The 24,233-nt window shown below is 45.6% G+C and carries 24 protein-coding genes; 11 read left to right on the top strand and 13 right to left on the bottom strand.

The features are described 5' to 3' along the window. Window positions 1–3: 3 nt before the first annotated feature. Window positions 4–294, bottom strand: coding sequence for a small RNA NsiR4-regulated ssr1528 family protein (locus AC3FZD_RS05085; RefSeq protein ID WP_488739089.1), 291 nt, complete (start codon window positions 292–294; stop codon window positions 4–6). Between the two features lie 88 nt (window positions 295–382). Here AC3FZD_RS05085 and AC3FZD_RS05080 point away from each other — a divergent pair, with 88 nt between their 5' ends. The 3 genes from AC3FZD_RS05080 (at window position 383) to AC3FZD_RS05070 (ending at window position 4,642) form a co-directional block, all read left to right on the top strand. After that, complete coding sequence (locus AC3FZD_RS05080) at window positions 383–2,239, top strand: protein kinase domain-containing protein (RefSeq protein ID WP_488739088.1); 1,857 nt, start codon at window positions 383–385, stop codon at window positions 2,237–2,239. Window positions 2,240–2,682: 443 nt separating this feature from the next. Continuing rightward, window positions 2,683–3,399 (top strand): precorrin-2 C(20)-methyltransferase, encoded by a 717-nt coding sequence (locus tag AC3FZD_RS05075; RefSeq protein WP_488739087.1) that lies wholly within the window; start codon window positions 2,683–2,685, stop codon window positions 3,397–3,399. Window positions 3,400–3,463: 64 nt separating this feature from the next. Next, window positions 3,464–4,642 carry an energy transducer TonB gene (locus AC3FZD_RS05070; RefSeq protein WP_488739086.1) on the top strand — a complete coding sequence of 393 codons (1,179 nt, stop codon included), beginning with the start codon at window positions 3,464–3,466 and terminating at the stop codon, window positions 4,640–4,642. 16 nt (window positions 4,643–4,658) lie between these two features. Here AC3FZD_RS05070 and AC3FZD_RS05065 read toward each other — a convergent pair whose 3' ends face one another. Next, complete coding sequence (locus AC3FZD_RS05065; RefSeq protein ID WP_488739085.1) at window positions 4,659–5,966, bottom strand: hypothetical protein; 1,308 nt, start codon at window positions 5,964–5,966, stop codon at window positions 4,659–4,661. Between the two features lie 233 nt (window positions 5,967–6,199). Here AC3FZD_RS05065 and AC3FZD_RS05060 point away from each other — a divergent pair, with 233 nt between their 5' ends. After that, on the top strand, window positions 6,200–7,543 hold the full coding sequence (locus AC3FZD_RS05060; protein ID WP_488739084.1) for a sensor histidine kinase: 1,344 nt from the start codon (window positions 6,200–6,202) through the stop codon (window positions 7,541–7,543). On the opposite strand, the gene AC3FZD_RS05055 is transcribed toward AC3FZD_RS05060, so the two are convergent. Next, a complete protein-coding gene (locus AC3FZD_RS05055; protein ID WP_488739083.1) occupies window positions 7,540–7,956 on the bottom strand; it encodes a VOC family protein in 417 nt (138 codons plus the stop codon). The genes AC3FZD_RS05060 and AC3FZD_RS05055 overlap by 4 nt on opposite strands. Before the next feature lie 11 nt (window positions 7,957–7,967). Next, window positions 7,968–8,477, bottom strand: a complete 510-nt coding sequence (locus AC3FZD_RS05050; protein ID WP_488739082.1) for a TIGR02652 family protein — start codon at window positions 8,475–8,477, stop codon at window positions 7,968–7,970. An 87-nt stretch (window positions 8,478–8,564) separates the two neighbouring features. Between AC3FZD_RS05050 and AC3FZD_RS05045 the strand changes: the two genes are divergently transcribed. Both AC3FZD_RS05045 and AC3FZD_RS05040 read left to right on the top strand, forming a co-directional pair. After that, window positions 8,565–9,110 carry a gamma carbonic anhydrase family protein gene (locus tag AC3FZD_RS05045; RefSeq protein WP_488739081.1) on the top strand — a complete coding sequence of 182 codons (546 nt, stop codon included), beginning with the start codon at window positions 8,565–8,567 and terminating at the stop codon, window positions 9,108–9,110. A gap of 87 nt (window positions 9,111–9,197) precedes the next feature. Then, window positions 9,198–10,838 (top strand): DUF3352 domain-containing protein, encoded by a 1,641-nt coding sequence (locus AC3FZD_RS05040; RefSeq protein ID WP_488739080.1) that lies wholly within the window; start codon window positions 9,198–9,200, stop codon window positions 10,836–10,838. Window positions 10,839–10,965: 127 nt separating this feature from the next. Here AC3FZD_RS05040 and AC3FZD_RS05035 read toward each other — a convergent pair whose 3' ends face one another. The 8 genes from AC3FZD_RS05035 to AC3FZD_RS05000 form a co-directional block, all read right to left on the bottom strand. Next, window positions 10,966–14,214, bottom strand: coding sequence for an ATP-binding protein (locus AC3FZD_RS05035; RefSeq protein WP_488739079.1), 3,249 nt, complete (start codon window positions 14,212–14,214; stop codon window positions 10,966–10,968). Window positions 14,215–14,293: 79 nt separating this feature from the next. Continuing rightward, the gene (locus AC3FZD_RS05030) at window positions 14,294–14,821 is read right to left on the bottom strand and encodes a cytochrome C (RefSeq protein ID WP_488739078.1); all 528 of its coding nucleotides are present in this window, start codon (window positions 14,819–14,821) and stop codon (window positions 14,294–14,296) included. Window positions 14,822–14,880: 59 nt separating this feature from the next. Continuing rightward, on the bottom strand, window positions 14,881–15,213 hold the full coding sequence (locus tag AC3FZD_RS05025) for a HepT-like ribonuclease domain-containing protein (protein WP_488739077.1): 333 nt from the start codon (window positions 15,211–15,213) through the stop codon (window positions 14,881–14,883). Window positions 15,214–15,232: 19 nt separating this feature from the next. After that, window positions 15,233–15,586, bottom strand: coding sequence for a HepT-like ribonuclease domain-containing protein (locus tag AC3FZD_RS05020; RefSeq protein ID WP_488739076.1), 354 nt, complete (start codon window positions 15,584–15,586; stop codon window positions 15,233–15,235). Next, on the bottom strand, window positions 15,583–15,876 hold the full coding sequence (locus AC3FZD_RS05015) for a nucleotidyltransferase family protein (RefSeq protein ID WP_488739075.1): 294 nt from the start codon (window positions 15,874–15,876) through the stop codon (window positions 15,583–15,585). Before AC3FZD_RS05015 ends, AC3FZD_RS05020 begins: the two co-directional genes overlap by 4 nt. Window positions 15,877–15,940: 64 nt before the next feature. Continuing rightward, entirely contained in the window at window positions 15,941–17,650 is a 1,710-nt protein-coding gene (gene ureC / locus AC3FZD_RS05010) for an urease subunit alpha (RefSeq protein ID WP_488739074.1), read from the bottom strand. Window positions 17,651–17,683: 33 nt separating this feature from the next. Further along, a complete protein-coding gene (locus tag AC3FZD_RS05005; RefSeq protein WP_488739073.1) occupies window positions 17,684–18,076 on the bottom strand; it encodes a type II toxin-antitoxin system death-on-curing family toxin in 393 nt (130 codons plus the stop codon). After that, window positions 18,076–18,297 carry a hypothetical protein gene (locus tag AC3FZD_RS05000; RefSeq protein WP_488739072.1) on the bottom strand — a complete coding sequence of 74 codons (222 nt, stop codon included), beginning with the start codon at window positions 18,295–18,297 and terminating at the stop codon, window positions 18,076–18,078. The genes AC3FZD_RS05005 and AC3FZD_RS05000 overlap by 1 nt, the downstream gene beginning before the upstream one ends. A gap of 121 nt (window positions 18,298–18,418) precedes the next feature. On the opposite strand from AC3FZD_RS05000, the gene AC3FZD_RS04995 reads away from it, so the two are divergent. After that, window positions 18,419–18,664: a type II toxin-antitoxin system RelN family antitoxin gene (locus AC3FZD_RS04995; RefSeq protein WP_488739071.1), complete on the top strand. Its 246-nt coding sequence runs from the start codon at window positions 18,419–18,421 to the stop codon at window positions 18,662–18,664. Beyond that, a complete protein-coding gene (locus AC3FZD_RS04990; protein WP_488739070.1) occupies window positions 18,654–19,007 on the top strand; it encodes a type II toxin-antitoxin system RelE/ParE family toxin in 354 nt (117 codons plus the stop codon). The genes AC3FZD_RS04995 and AC3FZD_RS04990 overlap by 11 nt, the downstream gene beginning before the upstream one ends. A gap of 108 nt (window positions 19,008–19,115) precedes the next feature. On the opposite strand, the gene AC3FZD_RS04985 is transcribed toward AC3FZD_RS04990, so the two are convergent. After that, window positions 19,116–20,339, bottom strand: coding sequence for a Caspase domain-containing protein (locus tag AC3FZD_RS04985; RefSeq protein ID WP_488739069.1), 1,224 nt, complete (start codon window positions 20,337–20,339; stop codon window positions 19,116–19,118). 132 nt (window positions 20,340–20,471) lie between these two features. On the opposite strand from AC3FZD_RS04985, the gene AC3FZD_RS04980 reads away from it, so the two are divergent. The 3 genes from AC3FZD_RS04980 to AC3FZD_RS04970 all read left to right on the top strand — a co-directional run bounded on the left by AC3FZD_RS04980 (window position 20,472) and on the right by AC3FZD_RS04970 (window position 24,184). Then, complete coding sequence (locus AC3FZD_RS04980; RefSeq protein ID WP_488739068.1) at window positions 20,472–20,840, top strand: hypothetical protein; 369 nt, start codon at window positions 20,472–20,474, stop codon at window positions 20,838–20,840. Between the two features lie 146 nt (window positions 20,841–20,986). Then, window positions 20,987–22,468, top strand: a complete 1,482-nt coding sequence (locus tag AC3FZD_RS04975; RefSeq protein WP_488739067.1) for an LCP family protein — start codon at window positions 20,987–20,989, stop codon at window positions 22,466–22,468. Window positions 22,469–22,594: 126 nt separating this feature from the next. After that, complete coding sequence (locus tag AC3FZD_RS04970; protein WP_488739066.1) at window positions 22,595–24,184, top strand: glycoside hydrolase family 57 protein; 1,590 nt, start codon at window positions 22,595–22,597, stop codon at window positions 24,182–24,184. Window positions 24,185–24,233 lie beyond the last annotated feature (49 nt).

The raw sequence follows: 24,233 nt of genomic DNA, 5'->3' as shown, positions 1-24,233 counted from the left end.
GATTTAACCGCCGTAATAGAAAAGGATTTCCTTTTCTTTCAACGGGGCAAAATCAGCATCGAGTAACATTTGATTGAGGTCATCCTGGGGTAAATGTTTAGCTCCGATCCGAACAATGCGCGATCGCATGGTATTACTAACGCCACTGCGTTGGCGATCGCCTTCCAAGCCCATCACTTTATGATACAGCTCTAATTTAGCCGGAGGGATGGGACTGCCGTCTAAATCAATTCCTTGGGCGATCGCCACATCCACTGCATCTGCACCCGTTGTTTTCTGTTCTTCTGAAGTCATTTATATAATTTCCTCTTGATTAAAACCAGTCTACAATAACCCAAAATCCGCAGTCAACCCTTTTATTTTTAATATTGATATTGATTCCATGTCTTACTGCTTAAACCTCCATTGCAGATTTCCCCAAAATCCCCAGGGTGCAAAATACTGTCAAACCTGTGGACAAAGCCTCATCCTCAAACAACACTATCAAGCCATCAGAAAAATCGGTGAAGGGGGATTTGGTCGCACCTTTCTTGCTCTTGATAGAAGCCAAGAAAAAACGCGCCGATGTGCGATCAAACAATTAAGCTTTGAGAGCCAAAATCCCGATCAAATTCGCAAAGCAACCGACTTATTTGAACAAGAAGCACAACGGCTAGTTCAACTGGGTAATCATCCGCAAATTCCCAAATTTTATCATTATTTTCACGAAGGAGGACACTACTATTTAGTGCAAGAATATCGCCCTGGAGAAAACCTAGAGGTCATTTCAGAGCAAACCGGAAAATGGACAGAGCCTCAAATCCGAGATTTACTGAAAAAACTCTTACCTGTTCTCAATTATATCCATGACCGGCAAGTCATTCACCGAGATATTAAACCTGCTAATATCATTCAAGGTTTAAATGGGGAATATAGTTTAGTGGATTTTGGCTCCGCTAAATATGTCACTGAAAGCGCCCTACTCAACACCGGAACCACCATTGGTTCCCCGGAATATGTGGCCCCGGAACAACTGCGGGGAAAAGCCATTTATGCCAGTGATTTATATAGTTTAGGTGTAACTTGTTTATACTTGTTAACCCAGGTATCTCCTTTTTTGCTATTTGATAGTTCAGAAGGACATTGGGTGTGGCAGGAATACTTAGGGGACATTCAAATTAGTGATAAACTCGGAGCCATTTTAGATCGATTAATTCAACTGGGAACGAAACACCGATATCGCTGTGCGAGGGATGCTTATCACGCCCTCAAGCCAGAGAAAAAACTGCCCCCTCCTCCGCCCCCAAGACCTCAATTTTTCCCCCATTCAGAGTCTAAAACTTGGCGCTGTGTGCAAACCTTAGAGGGTCATCGAGGTTCAGTTTGTGCCTTAGCGATCAGTCCCGATGGACAGCTTTTAGCGAGTGGCAGTTTTGACCGTTCAATTAAAATTTGGAATCTAGAAACCGGTAGCTTAGAAGAGACTTTAAATCTTCATACTAATCCAGTTCTCACCTTAGCTTTTAGTCCTGTGGAACATCAACTAGCCAGTGGCAGTATTGATGATGTGATTAAAATCTGGGACTTTGTGACGGGGACAGTGCATTGTACAGGATTAGAGCATTATGGCAGTACGGTAACCCTATCTGTAGCCTACCATCCTCAAGGCAAGGCGATCGCCAGTGGCGGAGATGATCGGCGCTTACAAATTTGGTTTATAGAGGGCGATAATGCTACGCATCGCTGGCGCGATCGCCATTATTCCATCCCTCACCCCCGTGGTATTAATACGGTTATCTTTAGTCCAAGAGGTGAATACATCGCCTCTGGAAGTAGCGATAATCAAATCTATCTATGGCATGTGGAAACCGGAGAACCCATCACCCAACTCAAGGGACATAAAGGGGATATTAATGCCCTCTCCTTTAGTCGAGATGGACAATATTTAGCCAGTGGCAGCAGCGATCTAACGGTAAAATTGTGGAACCTTTCCCAACTCAGCAGCAACCTCTTACCCCAACATACCTTTTCACCCTGTTCCGACTGGATAAGAGCCGTTACCTTTAGCTCAGACAACCAACAGCTCATTGCTGCTAGTGCTGATGGGAGCTTAATCATTTGGGATTTAAGTACCTTGAAAATCAGACAAACCTTGAGAGAACATATCAAAGACATCAATGCGATCGTCATGAATCCTATCCGTTCCCTGATGGCGACCGCAAGCCGTGATACCACCATTAAAATTTGGATCGGGGACTAACTGGGAATAATGATATCTTAATTCAATACACAATTGACTCGCCTGCTCTGTCAGCTCTTTGAGCTGTGCTGGATCTGTAGTTCGCTTAATATCATCAAGCAAATACAAAATCTCACTGAGCCTTTTATAGGTTAACTGTCTTTCTTCCAGAAGCATTGCCGGATGAATACACATAGGTCATAAAATCAACAGCCTTTTTATATAGTCTTGCTGAATAAAGGTCAATTGACTTCATCTTATCGGGTGAACTAACTGGATGATTTTTTCTATTTTCCCTCCTGAGCGGCTACCCAGACATCCGTATATCGCGGTTTACAATCCGTTTGAGCTATGTGCGCTCCCTCATCCCCCTACCCCCCTTCTCCCCCAGGAGAAGGGGGAAATAGCTTGAATATTCAGCAAATGATTTAGGATAAATATTTGTCTATTATTTTTTGATATTTGTGCAACTCGGAACTCTTTACGGCATTGGTATCGGTACAGGCGATCCAGAGCTGATTACCCTCAAAGGCTGGCGGCAACTGCAAAATACGCCTGTGGTTGCTTTTCCCTCCGGACTCAATAACCAACCGGGTGTAGCTGAAACCATCATCCAACCCTGGCTCAAACCCGAACAGATCCAACTCTCCCTCAGCTTTCCCTATCTACAAGATGAAAGCCTTCTACAGCAAGCCTGGAGAGAAGCGGCTGAAAAGGTTTGGCACTATTTATATCAAGGGCAAAATGTGGCTTTTGCCTGTGAAGGGGATATTAGTTTTTATAGCACTTTTAACTATCTCGCCCAAACTCTGAGCCAAAATCATCCTCAAGCTTTGATAGAAGTGATTCCCGGTATTGCCTCACCTATGGCAGCCGCCGCCGTTTTGGGACTTCCTCTCACCATTCGGGATCAACGGCTGATGATTTTACCGGCGCTCTATCATATTGATCGCCTAGCAGAAGCGTTAAACTCTTCAGAAGTGGTGGTGTTAATGAAAGTGAGTTCGGTGTATGGGCAAGTGTGGCAATTCCTGAAAGAACGAAATCTATTTAAACAAGCCTATATTGTGGAACGAGCCACCCAACCCAACCAAAGAATTTATACTAATCTAGAACAATTTCCCCAACTCTCCCTCTCTTACTTTTCCTTGCTGATTATCATGGGTAATGAAAATGAGTAATTGGCGATCATCGCGTCTCCTATTCCCCAATTCCCCAATTCCCCAATTCCCCTATTCTCCTACCATGACCTATTCTCCCCTGTTTCTCCAGCAACGCCAACCTCTTCTCCAGCCCTTTTGGATTGCTACGATCGCCTCTGTTGCCTTCCATGGTCTATTGTGGATTAAGATTCCCATCAGAAGTGGCAATCCGCGTACCTCCCTCGATACGGTTGATTTAGTTGAACTGACTCCCGAACAATTGCAACGCCTACCCAACCTGAATAGTCCTTCCCAACTGACTTTACCCCCCATTAATCCCGAAGCGTTGCAACAGCTCACGCTTCCGAGTCCTCCTGCCAATAGTTCCAGTGTCCAAAATCCCTCTTCTTTTGTGTTGCCTCCGCCCCGTGCGTCTCTGGAGTTACCCCCGCCTCCGGTGTTGCAACTGCCGCCAATTTCTTCGACTTCTCCTTACCCAGAGCCGTTAATTATACCGACTTTGCCGCCGCCGCCGCCCAATCCTCCGGTTTATAGTGATGCCAATCCTTTGCCGGTGCTACCTCCAGAAGATCTGGATTTAGAAATTAATCGGTTGGCACGGAATCCAGAAGAGGAAACTCAAACCCCTCCATCTGCCGAAAGTCCAGAACCGACAGGAGAAGAACAGCCTGAAGAGACAGAACCGGGTGTATTACCCAGTAGAATACCAGAGGGGGCGATCGCCGAATTGCGTCGCCGACAAGAACAATATCGCCAGCAAGCCGAAGCCTCGGAGAATCCGGGAGAGGAAACCCCAGAACCGGAATCTTCTGAAGTAGCTGCGGTTCCTCCAGAAGAGGAAACCCCAGAACCTGAAGATCCGCTTTTAGCGGAAGTACAAGCCTTGCGGGAGGCGATCGCCTATAATTCAGAAGGAACCAGTGAAGAAGAAGCCACTGCCGCCCTCGAATTTTGGATTAACAATATTCCCGCCCGCTATAAAAATAATGGTAATCGTTCCCTCTGGCAGCAAAAAGAAATCGAAGTCCCCTTACCTGAACTGGCTTGTCGATACCAACTGCAAGGACGAGCCATCATTGGCGTATTAGTGAATCCTGAAGGTGAAATTATACGAGAGGTAAACTTAATTCAAAGTACAGGATATGCCCTTTTAAATCAGGCTGCATTAGAAGCCGTCAAAAACCAAAGTTTTGAACCCACTGAGGAGAGTCAACTTTACCTGCTAAATGTCATTTTTAAACCTCTAGAATCCTGTGGTTAATTTCCACGCATTAAATCTACTGAAAAGAGTCCGATGAGGGGAGAGGTTCAAAGGTTTTAACTACGCTCATGGCTTCCGGTTCTGGATGTTCGATTAAAACCCATTGGGTTAAATCCAAAACCGAGCGACTCACCCCAGTCATCTGCTTATCAGACATCAAATAAAAATGCAATTTATGGGGATTTCGGAGATCTCGATGGATCGCCAAGCCATTAATCCCGACCTCCTGGCGATAGTTCATGACTAAATTGTAGCCATCCAGCATGACGCTGAATAGAGGATTTTTTTGGGGTGGATTTTGTTTCAACTGTTGATAATTTTGCCTAAATGGGGGAGCAAATCCAATGGGTATATAGAGTCCCTGATCTTCATCATCGGTGGAAAGTTGGGGAATTTTATGCCAATCCAGTCCACTAATAATCAATTTACGAATTTTCCCAGATTCGCTCTTAAAAATTAATTCTAATTCTAATAATTCTTCATCGGCTAAAGGGGATTCAATGGTTTTAGCGCTGGCACTTTGTAATTGGGAAATCTGGGGATAATCTGTTTTTGAGAGCCGATCTTGGGTAGGAATCAGATACTGACGTTTAACAGTTCTTAGTGCTTCTAGATTAAAGGGCATTCCCTGATAAAAATCAAATCCCGGCCAATTTTCTAGGGAGGGTGCATAATGCCAATATGAAACGCCATTAAGTTGACTGATTAAGTGACGGTAGGCTCCTTTAGGAAAGTTAAAATAGCCTTGATAAATTTGAGTTTTTCCTGCTGAGGTTTGAGCAAACAGGGCTAATTCCCAAAACCCTGCACCTAAAGCATTGTTGGTTAGAGTAATGGAAATGTCTTGAGGACGATAACCCATGAAGCCATGGGGGATATTAATTTCTGGAGAACCGGCGGGAAAAATTACCTGTTGTTGATTAAATTCTCTTTCCGTTAGAAACCATTGGGTTAATTCCTGATTACCCTGAAGGATATCCGGGATTTGGGGAATCATTAATTCTAGATCAATATTTTCTAACCGAATGGGGATAGATTCTCCCTTATGGCTGATTTCAAATTGGATATTATAGAGGGAATTTTTGCCCAGATAAAAACTCATGTTTTCGCCCACAAGGTGAGAGTTTTTAAGGGTTTCCGTTTTGAGGGGAATCTGAGTTAAGTTAGAATTGCCGTAGCGCAGATAGACCGATCCGGCGATCGCCGTTAAACTGAGTAAACTAGCACCTATGACGGCAGAAATAATTCTAGGGGGTAAGTTCCAGATATACTCAACTCTCTGAAGTTGTGGAGAAGACTGAGGTGCGGGTAAATGGGTAGTCAAGATCGAATCCTCCGCATCATGCAAATCGATATGGGATAAGTCAATCCTAGAAATTGCGATCGCCAATCGACTTGGATCAAATCACCTAAATTCACCTGTTCTATAGAACCAATCTCAGCTAGTTCTATAGAACTACAAGAATTTCACATAAGTGCAGACCTTAGATCCTCGGTTCTGTGAAACAGTTCCTTTAAGATCGAAATAGGTTCACAGACACAGGAGCGGGGGAAGCCATGGGACGTTTTTTAGGATGGAAATCTTATGTTAACCATCCCTTTCATCTTTTATTGTACTTGGAATGGATTTTACTGGCCATTGCAGTATTAGCAACCTTTGTACCACCTCCCCATCTGCCTCTGTTTGCACATCCTCACCCCCCCCAAGATTGGGGAATGGCTCCCCCCCCTTCCCGAATGCCACCAGAAGAGCAAAGATTTATTCCCGGAATTCTCGCCAGTATTGCCAGTTTAGGCTTAATGGGTTTACGCTTACCTCCAGCAGATGGGCGATTCATCTATCAGGTGCTATATACGGCTTTAGGGTTTGGTTTGAGTGGTTTGGCGGTTGCCTTTGGGGGGCACGGGCCGAACTTTTTCTCAGCGATCCTATTGGTGGTGGTCATTCGAGGGTGTTTGATGTTTCCCTGGCGCGGACGGATAATAGTAGCTTTGGTGGCTTATATTTCGTTTCTGGGGATGCTGATCGGAACGATTCTCAGACGGGTGGGATTTTTACATCATTTGTCCCCCGATCGCCCTCAACCCATAGAATCGACAGATATTATGCGGTTTTTGTCCCCGCGATCGCAAAGCTTTATTTTCCATTTAACCATGAATTCCGCCCTGTTATTTGCCTTAGTTTTAGTGTTGGTGCTGTTGTTGATCGGGGTATTACTCAATGAAAAGCAAAGTCGGCAAGATTTAAAAATTGCCCATCGACAACTGCGCCAGTATGCCCTTTTAGTAGAAAATCAAGCGGCATTGCAAGAAAGAAATCGCATTGCCCGTGAAATTCATGATTCTGTCGGCCATTATTTAACCGCTCAGAGTATCCAGTTGGAGAATGTAGCCCTATTTTTAGCCCAAGATCCGCCCAAGGCTCAGGGATATGTGCAGGAGGCGCAAAGATTGGGCAAGGAAGCCCTTAAGGATGTGCGTCATTCGGTTTCTGCTCTGCGAGCCGATCCTTTAAAGGGGAAGACCTTAGAAGCCGCTTTACAGGAGCTATTACAAGAGGTGAAACAGACAACCGGAATTCGCATAGAGTCGAAAATTAAGCTGAAGTCGGCTGTCTCGAATAAGTGTTCAACTGCTCTGTATCGGGTGGTACAGGAGGCTCTAACCAATGTGGCGCGTCATAGTCAGGCAACGCGGGTACAGGTGTATGTGATGGAGGTGAGTGGAATGGTATGTTTGCGTTTGCGGGATAATGGCCGGGGGTTTGAACAGGATCTCAATTCTACGGGGTTTGGGTTGCGAGGAATGCAAGACCGGATTCAGGCGATTGGTGGACGCTTTGAGATCAAGAGTCAGTCCGGGAAAGGCTGTCAGGTTGAGGCGGATATTCCCATTCATTAATATCGGCGCAAAAATTCCAGGGGTAAACCATCGGGATCTGCAATAAAGGCTACCTCATAAAGGCGATCGCCAATCCTTTGTTGCATGGGATCTAACAACACCTTGAGAGGAAGAAGACTAGGACAAGCCATCACTTTTTGCTGCAAATCCTGTAACCAGCTTGGTAAATCTGAGACGGAATCCGTTAAATCAAAGGATAAATGGTAATATCCGGTGTAATGCTCATCCCCAAAGGCATCTGCTGCCGGATGGGGTTCGGGAATTTGGATCAATTCAATCCGTCCTCCTAACCCTTCCAGCCAACAGGCTAAGGTCATCCCTGTGGTAAAGCGCTCCGTGACTTCAAAGCCGAGAATCTGATAAAAGGCGATCGCCAGATGGATATTAGCTGTACGAATCGAAACATGATGCATGGGACTTGGGCTTACTCAAACAAACGGAAATAGGGATAACGCACGGGTGCGCCCGGTTCCTTCTCCAAATCAAAATTAATCACCTCCCAGCAGGGTTCCTGGGAAGGATCGGGGCTGAATTCTACAGCTAACCCATATAATTTTGGAGGTTGGGCATCCTCCTCATTGCGCCAAGCTGAATTGCGCTCTAAATAGGCATGAATTAACTCCTGATAACGGCGAGCAATGATAATCTTAGTAGCCCGATATCCTTGGGTATAAAGCCGGTCTAAAGCTTCGTGGATCTCAAAGCGAATCCCATCCGGATGGGTATGTTGTCGATACCATTGGTCTTTCCAGAGTCGCCAATGACGGCCAGACTGAATATGAATTAACTCTTTCGTTTTCGGATCGGACTCAAACGCGCCATGACGAGGACAAAGATAGGTATCCGTCAGCGTCAATGCTGGAATAGTTTGACGACAGTGAGGACACTGTATCTCTGGCCCGAAAACGGGATATTGAAACACGGGGTTAATCATGAAGCGTTTTTCGCCAGAACAAATCGCACCTTGTGATTGTATTATAACCAAGAGAACTTTGCTGGTTTTTTCTTGGCTCAAACTCCTATGAATTCCTCAGATGTGACATTTCCCACCTACTGGGAAGCCCCAGATACTTCCTCAGCGGCGTTTATTGCCCCTAATGCAACCCTGGTGGGGAATATTACTTTGGGTTTAGGCTCTAGTGTTTGGTATGGGGCGGTGGTGCGGGGAGATGTGGAGCGGATTGAGATTGGAGCTTATACGAATATCCAGGATGGAGCGATTTTGCATGGCGATCCCGGTCAACCGACGGTTCTAGAGGATTATGTGACGGTGGGCCATCGAGCGGTGATTCATAGCGCTAAGATTGGGCGGGGGGCGTTAATTGGCATTGGGGCGATTGTTCTGGATGGGGTGGTGGTGGGTGAAGGCTGTATTGTCGGTGCAGGAGCGGTGGTGACGAAGGATGTGCCTCCGTTTTCTTTGGTGGTGGGAATGCCCGCGAAGCAGTTGCGAGAGGTTTCTCCAGAGCAGGCGGAGGATTTGGTTAAACATGCTCAGAAGTATTATCGGTTAGCTCTGGTGCATGGGAATCATAGCACAGACTTGGGTTTTGGGACTCAGGAATAGGGAGAGGATCGGGAGATCGCCAGGTTCGCGACCCAAAGTATAGTATTATGGATTCTCGTCTCAACCGATGGTAATGGTGAGGGAATCATGAATCTAGCCCCGATCGCCCAATGGGGTCAAAGAATCTTCAAACTCTCTGTGCTGCTAACCTGTGGATTGCTACTGGGGTTAAGCGGATGTGCCCGATCGCCTTTTTCGGCAGATTCGCCTGCTGTGGAAGCTTTATCTGCGGCTCGGTTTGTTTCTAAACAAGCGCCAGTGGTGGTCTCTCTGTCGGAGAAACCGGATCGGGTATTATCGGAGATTAAGGGATTCGATCGCGGAGGGGAACTGCTACAACATACCCTCCTGGATAATACGGGTTTAGATTACCAGCAGGATATTCAGCCCTGGCTCGATGGGGGCGGTATTTGGGCGATGACGAGTACGGATGTGGATCGTCAGGGGGATAATGGTCAGCAACCGGGTTATTTGGTGGTGCTACCGACGAAAAATGCCCAACTCTCCCAGGAGTTATTAGAAGTCTATTGGCAACGGGAGGCGATCGCCGGCCAAGATTTGGTATTTGAACCCTATAAGGGCACGCAGTTAATTTATAACCGGGAAGGAGAGGGGATTTCTACCACCGTGGTGGGGTCGCGGTTTGTCCTCTTTGCCAATCATCCGAAAGTTTTACGGGAAGCGATTAATAATGTGCAAGTGGCGGATCTGAGTTTAGGTGCAACCCCAGAGTATCAGCAGTTACAAGAAGAGAATAGCAACCGAGGGTTGGCGATCGCCTGGATAAATTTACCCAAGTTAGGGCAAAGGCTAGGTTTGACGGTGGATCATCCCGTTTATCAAGCCTTGGGCATGAATTTGCAGTTACAACCGGAAGGAATTTTAGCCCAAACCCATTGGTTACCCACCGATCCCACCGCGCTTGAAGCAGGAGCAGCGCCCTTAAACCCTTCTTCTGTTTTAGCCTATCTGCCTGCCAACAGTTATTTAGCCATTAATGGGGTGAATTTGCGCCAATTTTGGCAACAAGCCCAAACAGAAACCGCCGGTTATAGCCCAATTTCTGAAATTATTCGCCAACCCTTGCTCGACTGGGGGAAACAATGGCAATTGGATGTGCAAGCCGATATTCTTGATGCTATTGAAGGAGAATATGCGATCGCCTTTTTACCCGATGAAGTGGAAGGGGGTTTAGATTGGATTATCATTAGCGAAAAAACCGGAGAGGGTTTAGTCGATCGTTTAGATCGACGGGTTAATGAGCAAGGCTTGAGTATTGGCTCATTCCAGTTAGACGATCAAACCCTAGTCGCTTGGACAAAACTGATCGCCGATCCAGGAGTAGGTGCAACAGAAACCGCGAAAAATCGCTTATTAACCGCCAAAGTGCAAGGGGTGCATACTACCCTTAACCAGTATGAGATTATCACCTCGTCTATTGCCGCCATGGATCGAGTCCTGAAAGCCAAAACTACCGGAGATTCCCTGGCGACTGATGCCCTGTTTCAAGAGGCGATCGCCCCTTTACCCGAAGCTAACTATGGCTATTTCTTTCTCAACTGGCGATCGGCTCAAAAACCCCTCGAACGTCAAATTCCTCTTTTAAGGTTGGTAGAATTGGCAGGAAAACCCCTCTTTGACCCCTTAGAATCGGTGGCTGTAGCCAGTCATGGTTATTCAGAACAGCGCCAAGTTGATATCTTCTTAAATTACACTGGGAGAATTTAGGGACTTACAGCAATTTTCGCTGCTATGCGGTACATCTCGATCCCCCCAACCCCCCTTAAAAAAGGGGGGGGCAGTAAAAGTCCCCCTTTTTAAGGGGGATTTAGGGGGATCTTTTGCCTGTAGCTCATTACCGCGCTTTGCGCTGTAACTGCTTCGATTTGTAGCGATCGATCCAATCAAGCAATTCTTGAAATTCAAAATTATCGACGAAATGTTGCAAATATTGGGCTATTTTTTTCTGCTCAGAACTTAATTGGGCAAGGGCTTCATACATCTCATCTTGCATTCCCATAATCACAATCTGTTCAAACTCAATCAGCCAAGTTGATGAAAGACTTTCTAGATCTTTGTCAGTTAAAGATTCAGGTATTAATAATGGACTTTCTTCAGTAGTCTTATAGATAAACTCAACCTGAAGATGCCGTTCTAAACATTGACTAATTTCTAAGGGAAGAAAGGGTTTAGAAATGACATCATCACAACCTGATGCCATGACTGAATCTCTCTGATGATGAAAAGCACTAGCCGTAACGGCAATAATAATCGGTGAGCCATTTTTTGCCCTACTTTTAATCTCGCGAGTAGCCTCTTCACCTGTCATATTAGGCATCTGAATATCCATAAAGATCAGATGGGGTTGCCAATTTTTCCAGATTTCGATCGCTTCTACTCCATCCTGGGCTTCTTGCACTTCAAAGCCCCAATGTTCTAGCACAGAAATTAGTAAAAGTCGGTTAGTTTCACGATCGTCAGTAACTAAAATTCGGTAAGGGGTTTGATCGGGAGCTAACTGGATCGCTTGCTGAGATGATTCAGGCATAGAAGTTCGATCCTCTAGGGCTTCCTCGATGTTGAGTTCAAACTGAAACTTAGTGCCTCGATCGAGTTCACTTTTTACCCTTAAGGTAGAACCGAGCATCTGTGCAAATTTTTGACTAATGGCTAACCCTAAACCCGTTCCTTCTTGACTCTGGCGACCACTTTGGGTTTGCACAAAGGGTTGAAATAGATGCTGCAATTCCTCTGGTTCTATGCCGACTCCAGTATCGGTGATGGTAAATTGGATCTGTTGGCTGGAGATCTTGGCGATCGCTAAACTGACTCGCCCCACGGCAGTAAATTTGAGGGCATTATTGAGTAAATTAATTAAAATTTGTTTTAATTTTACCTCATCAGTTTCAATCCACAGGGGCAGATCGGGGGCTAGGTCTATCTTTAAATCTAGACCTTTGGCTGCGGCTTTTAAGTGGAATAAAGTCTTCAGCTCTTCGACTAGGTTAGGCAGATTAACTGAAGTGATATTTAAAGTGAAACGACCGGCTTCAATTTTAGAGAGATCGAGAATCTGATTAATTAAACTGAGTAAATAGGTTCCACTATTTACAATCAGATGTAGATGGTGACGGTCTTGAGCAGAGAGATTGGGACTCTGTTGCAGCAGTGTAGGATAACCAAGAATAGCATTTAGAGGAGTCCGCAATTCATGGCTCATATTGGCAATGAATTCGCTTTTAGCATAATTGGCTTTTTCAGCCGCTTCCTTGGCTTGTTCGAGTGCGATATTCGTTTGATGGAGTTCTTGGGTGCGTTCAATGACTTGTTGTTCTAAGGTTTGGTTGTAGTTTTTGAGGAGAGCTTCCGCTTGTTTGCGATCGCTGATATCCTGAAACAGATTAATTGCATACATCACCTCTCCCTCTAGGTTGCGAATGGGAGTAGCGTAGACTTCGATGGGGATACGCATTCCCTCGACCTCAATTTCTAGGTCATTGGCATAAACATTTTCTCCTTGCAGGGTCCGTATAACCGGCAGTTGCTCTGAAGGATAGAAAGCTGAGGTTCCTGCTTGATATACTCGGTAAGCTTGGCTCATTTGCTCCCGTGTGGTATCGGGAGTATTGCCTCTGAAGATTTCTTGGGCTTTAGGATTAACTAAAATTAGTTTTCCTTCGGGATTAAACACCCCTACCCCCAGGGGCAAACTTTCAATAATTAAAGCGAGTTCGTGTTCTTTCTCGGCAATGGTTTGGAAAGAGGTTTGCAGTTGCTCCTGCATTTGGCTAAAGGCACGACTTAGATCGTAAACCACACCAACACCACTGATAGTTACAGGTGCATCGAGATCTCCAGAAGCAATTTCTTGGGCGCTGTTCTTTAAACGGAGTAGTGGCTTAGAAATCCATTGTATGAGCAATGTACCGACAAGAATTGAAGTAACTAAAGTGAGAGCGCAGAGGATAACTGTCCGTTGGCCGTTGGCTCGAATTTGGCCCATAAACTCCGATCTCGGAACCAGAATCACCAGTTTCCAGCCTTCTGGAAGAGCAGAAACCGAAGGATTCCCTTGAATTTGGATATCTTGCTCGGAGAGGGTTAGTTTTTCAATATATAAACTGTAGTCTTCTTTTTTACCCGCCGGTTTTTGGATAGACAATGGAGAATACAGAGGAGCGTTTATTTCAACCTGGGGTTGTCGATCTTCTAAATAACGTCCTGTGGCAGCCACAATTGGATCTTGACTGGCGCTGGGAGTTATCCGTTTAAAACTTCCTGGAATTACCCCTCCTTGGGAGTCCAACTCTAAGGTGAAGGGGAGATCGTCCGTAGAACTGGCGACCATTTGTCCTTGACGGTCAATAATCAGAATCCGACAACCTTCACAGAGGGTGATGGATTGGAGAAAGGTTTGGATGCGTTTTAAGTCCAGATTGACGGAAAAGATGCCCTGGAGTTGTTGGTTTTGATCGTAAAATGGGGCATAAGTATTAATGGCTAATAGGGAGCTGACCCCAATTTGAAAGGGTTCTGACCAACCGGGGGCCCGATCTCTTTCTGCTGCCTTGTACCAAGGTCGCTCCTTGACGACAAAAGGAGAAATCGTCCTGAAATGTTCTTGGAATTCTCCATTTTCATCGACAAAATCAATAGTGAGTTTATCCTCTCCTGCCAAAGAATACGCATTTTCAATCCGTCCTGGTGTATGGGAACTATGGTGCATTGCCCGCATTTGTCCGTCTGAAAAGGCTAATATCACGCTCGTTGCTGACTTAAAGAGTTTGAGTTGTCCCACTAGGTGGCGATCGATTTCCTCTGGGTCATCCAGATTCAGTTGTCCTTGCTGCATTGCCTGGATATTGATCTGGTTAATTTGTAAGAGATTGGAGAATTCACTGATTAAGTATAGTTTGACTCTAGCGGCTCTTTCTTCTATAAAGTGTTGCGCTAAATCATCAATGCTTTTTTTACCACTCTGATAGGAAAAATAGCCCACTAAACCTACTGTACCTACCAGTTGCACGACAAAAGGCACAATCAGAATAGCTCGTAGAGGCAGATTTTTCAGGAATATCTGACTATCAAAGAAGGATAATTTCACTACTTTTATTAGCACAGCTTAAAGCTAAAAACAGCACTTAGACTCTAGGTAAGAGGATGAGATCAACTCTTAACTGCTCTTATTCTGGCATTAATTCTCGGAAATTAAATTCTTGGGCGCTGGGATGACAAGACAGACATTGACTGAGCTGAATCCGTTCCTTAAACTCAACTTGGGGATGCAGGGCCTTAAAATAGCGAGAATTTCGCAGTCGATAGGGGGTGGGTTCATCCTTGAGTAGGGGACGAGAAGAGACTCGAATATAATTCCAAACGAGTAATCGACTAGGGTCAAGTAAGGGTTCAATCAATACGCCATAATGCTGGGAGTCTTGAATGAGTTGTCGCCAAGTTTCTGTGGGCATCACCGCAGGAGGAAGGGCAAGGTGACAACTGCCACAGTTTTCTCGGTAGAGTTCTTCTCCGAGTTGATGCTGTTCGGGGACGGGATCGACTGATTTCAGGGAAGAGAGGGAAAAGGCGGGTTGATTGAGGCTCGATAATCCCCATCCTAATGTTACTGACCAGAGGAAAAGGAGGGTAATCAGGATTAGGGGCGATCGCCGCTTGAGATTAGGGAATAGTTGGCGATATTTACGTTTCAACATGGCTCTGGTTAGCGAATTGTAGGGTGGGCAGGAGGAGAAATTTAATTAAATCAAATCAATTAATAGGTTGCAAGTATTGATTCAATCTGTACCTTCAAAGACGGCAAATTGTTCTCCACAATCTGCCAAACCACTCTAAAATTCACTCGAAAATATTCATAGACGATCAAATTTCCGAAATCAATAATATCCTGCCAAGGGACTTCAGGAAATCTATTTTTTAGGTTATCAGATATAGCCCTCGCCGCCTCACCGATTGTTTGTAGATGAAATAATACCCAAGTTTGTACCAGTTCATCCTCAAAAAATACCGATTGACCTCGTACTGTGTACTTTTCAATTTTAGCGATGCCTTCCTGTATGTCTTTCAAACGTTCCAAATCGCTTCTCATAGCAAAATTGCCTCCTCAGTCAATTTTCTTCTTCAAAATCTTTTAATATCCGTTCCACTTGCCCCTTTAAAGCAGGCAAATTATTTTCAACAGCATCCCAAACCCGTTGTAAATTAATCCCACCCAAATAATCATGAACTAAAACATTCCTAAAACCAGCCAACGCCCGCCAATCCACGTTAGGTGCTTGAGCTTTTAACTCATCACCAAGCCTCTGCGTAGATTCCGCCATAATCTGTAACCGACGCAATACGGCATCTTGCACCAAAGCATTAGTCAAAAAATCATTCTGTCCTTGAGTGGTGTATGTCTCGACTGCTTCGATACATTCCAAGATATGAGTCAAATAAATTAAATCCCTATCACCACTCATAAAGGTTGTGCCTCTGCCAAAATCCGATCCTTAATCAAAGCACTAATGCCATCTTCAGTAAGTACATCAACTCGCCGCCCTAATAAATCCTGTAAATCCATCAATAATCCTCCTGGAAACCAAGCTGTAGTCCTGGTTGGGTCATAATCAATTAAGAAATCAATATCACTGTCTTCTGTCTCTTCTTCTCGTGCTACTGAGCCAAAAACTCGCACATTAAATGCGCCATGCTTGGCAGCAATTTCTAGAATTTGTTCCCGTTTTTCCACTAATAAATCTTGTAAAGACATTCTTCTATTCTCCCTTCTATCCCTTTAAACTACAGATCGAGTGAATGAGTCAGTCCTATCTAGGTTAAAACAGAAAATACCGTTGAGCCATGGGTAAAACGGTGGCGGGTTCGCAGGTGAGGAGTTCGCCGTCTGCGCGGACTTCGTAGGTTTGGGGGTCAACTTCAATGTGGGGAAGAGCATCATTGAGTTTGAGATCCCGTTTAGTTAGTTGCCGGGTGTTAGCTACTGCTATGGTGGGTTTTCGCAAGCCGAGTTGGCTGGCAATGTCGCGCTCTAGGGCTGCTTGGGAGACGAAGGTTAAGGAGGTAGCTGATAATGCAGAGCCAAAGCTGGCAAACATGGGGCGCATGTGGACGGGTTGGGGGGTGGGAATGCTGGCGTTGGCATCTCCCATCTGAGCATAGGCGATCGCCCCTCCTTTGATCACAAGTTCCGGTTTTACGCCAAAAAATGCGGGTTTCCACAGACAGAGATCGGCTAATTTCCCTGCTTCCACTGACCCGACTTGCTCGGCAATTCCATGGGTAATGGCGGGATTAATCGTATATTTGGCAACGTAGCGTTTGGCGCGGGTATTATCATTGCGGCTGCTATCTTCCGCTAAGGGGCCGCGCTGTACTTTCATTTTATGGCCGGTTTGCCAGGTACGGATAATGACTTCGCCTACGCGGCCCATGGCTTGGGAGTCGGAGGCGATCATGCTAAATGCGCCGAGATCGTGCAAAATATCCTCGGCGGCGATGGTTTCTCGACGGATGCGGGACTCAGCAAAGGCTACATCTTCGGGAATGGAGCGATCGAGATGGTGGCAAACCATGAGCATGTCGAGATGCTCTTCTAGGGTATTGAGGGTATAGGGTCGGGTGGGGTTGGTGGAGGAGGGGAGAACATTGGCCAGACCGCAAACTCTGATGATATCGGGTGCATGGCCTCCCCCTGCGCCTTCGGTGTGGTAGGTATGGATGGCGCGATTTTTGAAGGCTTCGATGGTGGTTTCGACAAACCCGGCTTCGTTGAGGGTATCGGTATGAATGGCGACTTGCACGTCATATTCATCGGCAACGGATAAGCAGGTATCAATGGTTGCCGGGGTGGTTCCCCAATCTTCATGGAGCTTTAGACCCATGGCTCCGGCTAGAACTTGTTCTCTGAGGGCTTCGGGTTGGGAGCTGTTGCCTTTACCGAGAAAGCCTAAGTTCATGGGGAAGGCTTCGGCTGCTTGTAACATGCGGTACATATTCCAGGGGCCGGGGGTGCAGGTGGTGGCGTTGGTTCCGGTTGCGGGGCCTGTTCCGCCGCCGATCAGGGTGGTGATGCCGGAGGCGATCGCCGTTTCGATTTGCTGGGGACAGATAAAATGAATGTGGGAATCAATGCCTCCAGCCGTGAGAATCATGCCTTCTCCAGCGACGGCTTCTGTACCGGGGCCGATAATGATATCCACATTATCTTGAATATAGGGATTTCCGGCTTTGCCAATTTTATAGATTTTGCCATCTTTGATACCAATATCGGCTTTAACAATCCCCCACCAATCTAGAATCAGGGCATTGGTAATGACCATATCTACCGCGCCATCGGCATTGGTAATGGGAGATTGGCCCATGCCATCCCGGATCACTTTGCCGCCGCCAAATTTTACTTCATCGCCGTAGGTGGTGTAATCCTGTTCAACTTCGATAATTAATTCTGTATCAGCCAAGCGCAGGCGATCGCCTACTGTAGGCCCGTAGGTTTGTGCATATGCGAGGCGATCGATCCGATAACCCATAATCTTGTCCAGACTAGCTTACCCATACAGAGTCTATAATACTGTAGATATGGAATTTTTCTCTAACCATTGAGCTAAAGACTCTTGATTTTCTTCATCTGTCGCTAACCGTTCCATCATCTCTACCACTTCGCGATCGGAAACTTCCAGCAAATACCCATTAACTAATAAAAAAGCCCCCATGACTGCAAAAGCTGTCCGTTTATTACCATCAATAAATGGATGATTCTTAGTTAACCCATAGCCATAAGCTGCGGCCAGTTCAAATAAACTCGCTTCAGTATAAGTAAACCAATGTCGGGGTCTAGCTAAACTTGCCGCTAGTAAATTTTCATCTCGAATCCCTAAACTTCCTCCATGCTGCTCAATTTGATCCTGATGAATAACTCGAACGATTGCTTCTGAAATCCATAAAGGTTCATTCACTAGGCTAACTCTCGTAATGCTTTTTGATACTTTTGACTAATGACTTGATAAGCGGACAGTGCTGTATCAAAGTCTGCTTCACTAGAAGGTTCAGTTGCATCGGGCTTAGGGTGTTCAGTTTCTGGATTCAGAGAGCGCAAAATCTCTAAAGCTTCCGATAAAGACTCATCAGGCAATTGGTTCACTAAGGCAATAATATCTTGGCGTATGGCTTGAGTCATGCTACTTGATTTTGAAACTAATACTTTGGATACCATGATTATACTAATTTTTATATATCACTAGCCCACAGCGATCTATAATTTTGCTAAACTAAATTAACTAACCAGTTGGGGTAAAGCAATGCAAGCGTTTGAAATGATGGCAAAAGTCGATCAAAACGGTCAACTGTTATTAGATCAACCTTTAGAGATTAAATCGGACAGTCGAGTGAAAGTTATTCTGCTAGTGTCTGATGAGGAAGAAGTTGATCCCGATGATACTCCTGTCGAAGAAATTAAGGCGAGTTTGAGACGTGCCTTACAAGAAGCAAAAGAAGGCAAAAGAATCCCCTTAGAACAAATGTGGGAGGGAATTGATGCCGAATAACTCAGATCCGATAAATATCGATTTAACTCCTGAATACCGGAAGAATCTCAAAAATTTAGCCAAAAAATACCGAAATATTCGTTCCGATACTCAGTCGGCGATCGCCGAATTAAAAAATGGCAATGTATTAGGCGATCGCCTAGCGGGTTTTGGCTCTAATCTTTATGTTTACAAGGTGAGGGTGAAAAATAGCGATATTCAAAAAGGAAAAAGCGCTGGATATCGCATCATCTACTTACTGGAGTCAGAAAGGAGTATTTTATTGCTCACGATCTATAGCAAATCAGAACAAGAAGACATTGCAGTGGAGCAAATTCAGTCTATTTTAGATCATTTTTACTGATTCGATCCTCAGCAAGTGACCAAAAAGGGAGAAGGATCAGAAATTCCGAACCTACCACTCCCCTTTTTCTGTCGGAGAAGAGTATGCAAGATCGAGCCTATGCAAATCCTATTGCCAAGATCCTTGCTCGCATTCTAACAACCGATTTAAGATAGATAAATCCTCTGGCTTATTTCTCTGGCGAATTTTATCTTCTATGCCCACATTAACCAATTCCAGCATTAAGCGCACAGCAAAAGTCTCTTCGAGGTCATCTTCTAGCTTTTCTGAATCTGAATCTTCTAAGTTTTCTAGATAAGATTTGAGATGATTCCATTCAAATCTTTCCATCAGTTGATTGATGACATAAACTTGCTCTGGACGAGCAGTTTTCATCACCGTAGCGATAGGTTGCTTCAAGATTTCTTGGATTTCTGCCTCTGATGCCTGTTGTCGGAGCCAATTCTCAGAAGTGGAGAGGGGTAAATCAATCGATTCATTGTCTACTTTGGCAAAGGCATGGGCTTCTATGTAGGAGATGCGACCATCTTGATTATAATCAGCAGAAGGTGCTTTTTCTCCCGTGCGTTTTTGACCGCTTAAGCCTGCAAAAAAGCTAGAACTATAATCTTTGTAATCGGCTTCATTGACTTCTGGGGTGCAACCGACAGAAGGGAGAGTTTCTACGGTGGCGAAAAAACCGCATCGAGTTTGCAGGGCGACTGGATTTTGGGGATTCCCTCCTTCATAAATCATGTTAGCAAAGGAGCCAGAATAGCATTGAGCCATCATGGTAACGACTGGCTTTTTAACGGGGATGAGGTCTAAAAGTTGGGCAAACTCTTGCACGCTGACTTCCTGCCGATTCCACAATAAAAAAGTATTATTTTCGGTGTTCTCTTGATTTTGTAAGCCATGTCCAGTAAAATAGAAGAATAAACCTCGATCGATAGATTGAGCGAGGGGAGATTGAAGCCAAGTCACTAAGTTATTTAAAGTGGAAGAACCCTCTAAAAAAGGAATTTGGTGAACTTTGAATTGTTCTCGATCTCTCTCATCCAGATAACGGACGGTTGGCTGACCATCATTGCCATTGGCGAAGAAAAAAGAAGCATCTTGTTCTGGGTTATAGCCCAAATGTTGCATGATCCGTTGAAAATAAAGGACATTTTTTTCTAAGGCAATTTCGTTGGTGGCAGGATTTGCACCGCCAGCAATGACGAGAAAATTGGGGGGTTGCTGCAAAGATTGGCAAGTAGCAGATGGAGTAGAAACAGGGAGAGAATGGGGGAAAATGATCGCCAGTGCGGATAAAGGGGTCAGGGTAGCGGATAACAGATGAGACCAAAACATAACCGGAAACTCTAAGCAAATAACAAATGATTTCCATTGTGCCGAAAATTGTCCGGACTAGGACAGCCTATCTTAGGAAGGAAGGAGCCAAACCCTGTAGCATAGTAAAGGACATGCTGATGGAAGTTGATTATGACCGATCGCCGATCGCCCTCAACTAAAGAAAATGCCTATTTCAAGCGCTTACAGCTCTATATCTACCTGACTCCCGTCGTCGGCTGCATTCCCGCTCTATGGACTCTGTATCGCAAAAACGGCGATCGCCAAACCCAAGTCACCTGTCGTTTAGCCGTGATTCTCGCCCTCACTTGGGCGATCGCCATCAGCTTCCTCAACACCAGCGCCAACAGCTCCGAATCCCTCCATCTCCCCCTGCTGATCGCCAGCAGCACCATCACCTCCGGCTACTTCTTCCTCAATATTTGGTTAATGATTCGCCTGTGGAGACACCAAAACATCCGCATTCCCGGCATTTCTGACCTTGGCGATCGCCTGCCCTAACCGGAACAAAACCCCACCCCAACCTTTGAGGAGGTATCAACCAGTGGTGAGAAACGCAATAATATGTAACAATTGCGGCTGAATCCCAAATAAGAAGTCCCCAACCCCTTCTGAATTCATCTCTAAATTAAAGTGTGAGGAAACCTGTGTCCATCCATCAAAGCTCTAATCGCAAGACAACCCCCAAATCTCACCCCCAACCTATCCCCAGACCCATTGGGAGTGGTTTGCGATGGCTTTCCATTGGACTAGGACTAACCGGTATTGCCCTATTATCCGCCACCGCCGGGGCCCTGTTAGCCGTCTCTTTAATTAGCACCCCCCTAATGCAAAGCAAACTCACCCCAGAACAAGCCGCCATTTTTGGCAAAGGGGAAAAAATATCTTCGGGGAACAACCTGCAACTCCCCGAACTCACCCGCCCAGTTAACATCATGCTCCTAGGAGTCAAAGTCCTCACCTCAGACGTAGACACCCCCCCCGAAGAAATCGCCGATGTCGGATATCATGCCCTCGTCAACTCCTTTGAAGGACTCAGCGATACCATGCTCATGCTGCGATTCGATCCCAGCACCCACAAAGTCACCTTCCTCTCCATTCCTCGTGACACCCGTACCTGGGTCGAAGGCCAGGGCCTAGTGAAAATCAACGCCGCCAACGCTTATGGTGGCCCAGCCTTAAGCGCCAGTTCCATCAGCGAACTGCTCGGAGGAGTCGGCATTGACCGCTATGTTCGCATCAACGTCCAAGGAATCGAAAAACTCATTGATGCCTTGGGAGGAGTCACCGTCCATATTCCCAAGGACATGAAATATCAAGATGATAGCCAACATCTCTACATCAATCTCAAAGCCGGAACCCAACACCTCAATGGCTCCCAAGCCCTACAATTTTTGCGCTACCGCTACGATAGCTTAGGCGATATTGGGCGCATCCAACGGCAACAGATGTTCCTACGGGCGATGATAGAGCAAACCCTCAGTCCAGCCACCCTAGGGAGATTGCCCAAAATCCTCTCCATTATTCGCTCCCATATTGACACCAACTTAAGCGTCGAAGAACTCCTCGCCCTAGCGAACTTTGCCGGTCAGACCGATCGCTCTAAAATGCAGATGTTACTCTTACCTGGACGCTTTAGCGAACCCGAAGAATTTGATGCCAGTTACTGGGTTCCCGAATACAGTGGTATTGATGCACTCATGGCCGAGCATTTTGACTTTGGCCATGAAGCCTCAACAGACTATAATCCCGATCAAGATCATCAGATCGATCCCACCCAATTGGCGATCGCCATCCAAGACACCACCGGCCAACTCGAATCCGTCGATCAACTCCTAGACTGGTTACAAGCCCAAGGCTACCAGAACCTCTATGCCACCGACTCCTGGAGCGACCCCCTCACCACCACCCGCATCATTGCCCAAGACGGCAACATCGAAAATGCCAGAGCCATTCGCGACATCCTCGGATTCGGAGAAGTGCGCGTCGAAAGCACCGGCAGTTTAGAATCCGATGTCACCATTCAACTCGGTCAAGACTGGTTAACCCAAACCGCCGAACAACCCCTGCTCAACTCCACCCCCTCCTATAACTCCTATCCTGAATCTCAATCCGATTCAACTTGGTAATAGGGAGATAGGGAGATAGGGAGATAGGGGGATAGGGAGCATTATCGCCATTACCCATTACTGCTGTATTGTAATAAAGAGGTGAAAAACGACTGCCCTTTTTATCAAACTCCCACGGAACGCTCTATGGCTATTGGATATCTTGCCTTTGTTCTTCATGCCCACCTTCCCTTTGTCCGTCATCCAGAAAGTAACTATGTATTAGAAGAAGAATGGCTTTACGAAGCCATTACTGAAACCTACATTCCCCTAATTCATGTTTTTGAAGGACTCAAACGAGATGGAGTAGACTTCAAGCTAACCATGAGCTTAACTCCTCCGCTCGTCTCCATGCTCATCGACCCCCTCTTGCAAGAACGCTATGACCACCATTTAGCCACCCTTCAGGAATTAATTGAAAAAGAAATCGATCGCTACAAATATCACGGGCACTTAAAATATTTAGCAGAATTTTATGCTAAAGAATTTGCCAATACTCGCGCTACATGGGAGAGATATCAAGGCAACTTAATCACCGCATTTAAGCAATTTCAAGATAGTAACAATCTCGATATTATTACCTGTGGTGCGACCCATGGTTACTTCCCCTTAATGAGAATCCGACCTGAAACCGTTTGGGCCCAAATTAAAGTCGCCTGCGATCATTATCAAGATATCTTCGGCCAACTCCCTAGAGGAATTTGGTTACCCGAATGTGCCTATTATGAAGGCGTAGAAAAACTGCTTGCCGATGCCGGATTGCGCTATTTTCTCATTGACGGCCATGGCATCATGTACGCTCGTCCTCGTCCCCGTTTTGGAACCTATGCCCCCATTTTTACCGAAACTGGAGTCGCTGCATTTGGCCGAGATCATGAATCCTCCCAACAAGTTTGGTCATCTCAAGTCGGTTATCCCGGAGCGCCAGAATATCGAGAATTTTATAAAGATTTAGGATGGGAAGCCGAATACGAATATATTAAACCCTATATTTTGCCCAATGGACAACGGAAAAATATTGGCATTAAATACCATAAAATTACCGGTCGGGGTTTAGGATTATCAGAAAAAGAACTCTACGATCCCTATTGGGCAAGGGAAAAAACCGCCGAACATGCCGCTAATTTTATGTTTAATCGGGAATATCAAGTACAACATCTGTACCAGATTATGCAACGTCCGCCGATTATTTTATCCCCCTATGATGCCGAATTATTTGGCCATTGGTGGTATGAAGGGCCGTGGTTTTTAGATTATATCTATCGCAAAACCTGGTTCGATCAAAATACCTATGCCATGACCCATTTATCCGATTATTTAAATGCTTATCCAACTCAGCAAGTGTGCCGTCCCGCTCAGTCGAGTTGGGGGTATAAAGGCTTTCATGAATATTGGTTGAATGAAACCAATAGTTGGATTTATCCCCATTTACATAAGGCAGCCGATCGCATGGTAGAGTTAAGCATACGCGAAGGAGGCGATCGCCTAGAAGAAAGAGCCATAAACCAATGCGCCAGGGAACTCCTATTAGCGCAATCCTCTGATTGGGCGTTTATCATGCGAAGTGGAACCATGGTTCCCTATGCCAACCGCCGCACCAAATCCCATCTCATGCGCTTTAATAAACTCTATGAGGATGTAATGGCTGGAACTGTTGATAGCGGTTGGTTAGAAAAAGTCGAGCATATGGATAACATTTTTCCCAACATCGATTACCGAGTGTATCGACCGCGTTAGAGTGTAGAAATGAGTAGACATGGGGATGGGGAAATAGACTTAATTCTCC

This window comes from Roseofilum sp. KMC-1 (genome assembly GCF_057802075.1).
Note: the sequence above shows the minus strand (reverse complement) of the source record. Positions and strands in the feature narration are given on the sequence as shown.

What these genes read in the sequence shown, in the direction of transcription:
- AC3FZD_RS05045 (WP_488739081.1), top strand. Translation starts at nt 8,565, where the DNA reads ATGAATTCCTCAGATGTGACATTTCCCACCTACTGGGAAGCCCCAGAT.
- AC3FZD_RS04985 (WP_488739069.1), bottom strand. Translation starts at nt 20,339, where the DNA reads ATGTTTTGGTCTCATCTGTTATCCGCTACCCTGACCCCTTTATCCGCA.
- AC3FZD_RS05030 (WP_488739078.1), bottom strand. Translation starts at nt 14,821, where the DNA reads ATGTTGAAACGTAAATATCGCCAACTATTCCCTAATCTCAAGCGGCGA.
- AC3FZD_RS05040 (WP_488739080.1), top strand. Translation starts at nt 9,198, where the DNA reads ATGAATCTAGCCCCGATCGCCCAATGGGGTCAAAGAATCTTCAAACTC.
- AC3FZD_RS05055 (WP_488739083.1), bottom strand. Translation starts at nt 7,956, where the DNA reads ATGCATCATGTTTCGATTCGTACAGCTAATATCCATCTGGCGATCGCC.
- AC3FZD_RS05020 (WP_488739076.1), bottom strand. Translation starts at nt 15,586, where the DNA reads ATGAGTGGTGATAGGGATTTAATTTATTTGACTCATATCTTGGAATGT.
- AC3FZD_RS04990 (WP_488739070.1), top strand. Translation starts at nt 18,654, where the DNA reads ATGCCGAATAACTCAGATCCGATAAATATCGATTTAACTCCTGAATAC.
- ureC (WP_488739074.1), bottom strand. Translation starts at nt 17,650, where the DNA reads ATGGGTTATCGGATCGATCGCCTCGCATATGCACAAACCTACGGGCCT.
- AC3FZD_RS04995 (WP_488739071.1), top strand. Translation starts at nt 18,419, where the DNA reads ATGCAAGCGTTTGAAATGATGGCAAAAGTCGATCAAAACGGTCAACTG.
- AC3FZD_RS05015 (WP_488739075.1), bottom strand. Translation starts at nt 15,876, where the DNA reads ATGTCTTTACAAGATTTATTAGTGGAAAAACGGGAACAAATTCTAGAA.
- AC3FZD_RS05085 (WP_488739089.1), bottom strand. Translation starts at nt 294, where the DNA reads ATGACTTCAGAAGAACAGAAAACAACGGGTGCAGATGCAGTGGATGTG.
- AC3FZD_RS05025 (WP_488739077.1), bottom strand. Translation starts at nt 15,213, where the DNA reads ATGAGAAGCGATTTGGAACGTTTGAAAGACATACAGGAAGGCATCGCT.
- AC3FZD_RS05070 (WP_488739086.1), top strand. Translation starts at nt 3,464, where the DNA reads ATGACCTATTCTCCCCTGTTTCTCCAGCAACGCCAACCTCTTCTCCAG.
- AC3FZD_RS04970 (WP_488739066.1), top strand. Translation starts at nt 22,595, where the DNA reads ATGGCTATTGGATATCTTGCCTTTGTTCTTCATGCCCACCTTCCCTTT.
- AC3FZD_RS05080 (WP_488739088.1), top strand. Translation starts at nt 383, where the DNA reads ATGTCTTACTGCTTAAACCTCCATTGCAGATTTCCCCAAAATCCCCAG.
- AC3FZD_RS05060 (WP_488739084.1), top strand. Translation starts at nt 6,200, where the DNA reads ATGGGACGTTTTTTAGGATGGAAATCTTATGTTAACCATCCCTTTCAT.
- AC3FZD_RS05050 (WP_488739082.1), bottom strand. Translation starts at nt 8,477, where the DNA reads ATGATTAACCCCGTGTTTCAATATCCCGTTTTCGGGCCAGAGATACAG.
- AC3FZD_RS04980 (WP_488739068.1), top strand. Translation starts at nt 20,472, where the DNA reads ATGACCGATCGCCGATCGCCCTCAACTAAAGAAAATGCCTATTTCAAG.
- AC3FZD_RS05000 (WP_488739072.1), bottom strand. Translation starts at nt 18,297, where the DNA reads ATGACTCAAGCCATACGCCAAGATATTATTGCCTTAGTGAACCAATTG.